1 protein-coding gene is annotated in these 928 nt (G+C 62.4%); it reads left to right on the forward strand.

Annotation, left to right across the window (positions count from 1 at the left end):
* Nucleotides 1-805 (forward strand): RNA-guided endonuclease TnpB family protein (locus tag DID96_RS37830; RefSeq protein ID WP_148094542.1); only part of this gene is annotated, 805 nt, incomplete at its 5' end.
* Nucleotides 806-928: the final 123 nt, after the last annotated feature.

The following is a 928-nucleotide window of genomic DNA, read 5'->3' on the forward strand; positions in this document are numbered from 1 at the left end:
CGACCAGGCCAACAGCCGGATCTTCCTGCCCAAGCTCGGCTGGCTGCGCTATCGCAAGAGCCGGGACGTGCTCGGTACGCTGAAGAACGTCACCGTGAGCCAGGCCTGCGACAAATGGTTCGTCTCAGTCCAGACCGCCCGCGAAGTCGAGCCGCCCGTGCCACTGGCGACTAGCGCCATCGGCATCGACGTGGGTATCGCCCGCTTCGCTACGATGAGCGACGGCACGTTTCTCGCGCCGCTGAACAGCTTCAAGAAGCACGAAGTGCGGCTGCGTCGCTACCAGCGCGCCATGAGCCGCAAGGTCAAATTCTCGAAGAATTGGAGAAAAGCGAAGGCCCGCGTCCAGCGCATCCATACCCGCATCGGCAACGCACGCCGCGACTACCTGCACAAGGCCACGACCACGATCAGCAATAGCCACGCGATGGTGAGTATCGAGGACTTGCAGGTGCGGAACCTGTCCAGGTCAGCGGCAGGCAGTGTCGAAGCGCCGGGGAAGAACGTGAAGGCCAAGTCCGGCCTGAACAAGCGCATCCTCGACCAGGGCTGGTTCGAGTTCCGCCGCCAACTGGCATACAAGCTGGCGTGGAACGGCGGCTGGCTGATCGCCGTGCCGCCGCAGAACACGAGTCGGACCTGTCCCGCGTGCAGATGCGTGAGCGCGGACAATCGCAGGACACAGGCGCAGTTCGCCTGCGTTGCATGCGGCTACAAAGCGCACGCCGACGTGGTCGGCGCAATGAACATCCTCACACGAGGATTGCAACTGTTGGAAGGGCAGGACGATGCCCGGATAGCCTAATGAAATGGACGCCTCCCGCCCACGGCGGCATCAGAAGTGCCAAAGTGGGAGTGTTGGTCAACCACTGAGTGGGGGGAGGCGTCATGGACAAGATTAGCGCAATCGGACTTGATTTGGCCAAGA

This window comes from Burkholderia sp. Bp8963 (assembly GCF_003854275.1).
GTDB lineage: Bacteria > Pseudomonadota > Gammaproteobacteria > Burkholderiales > Burkholderiaceae > Burkholderia.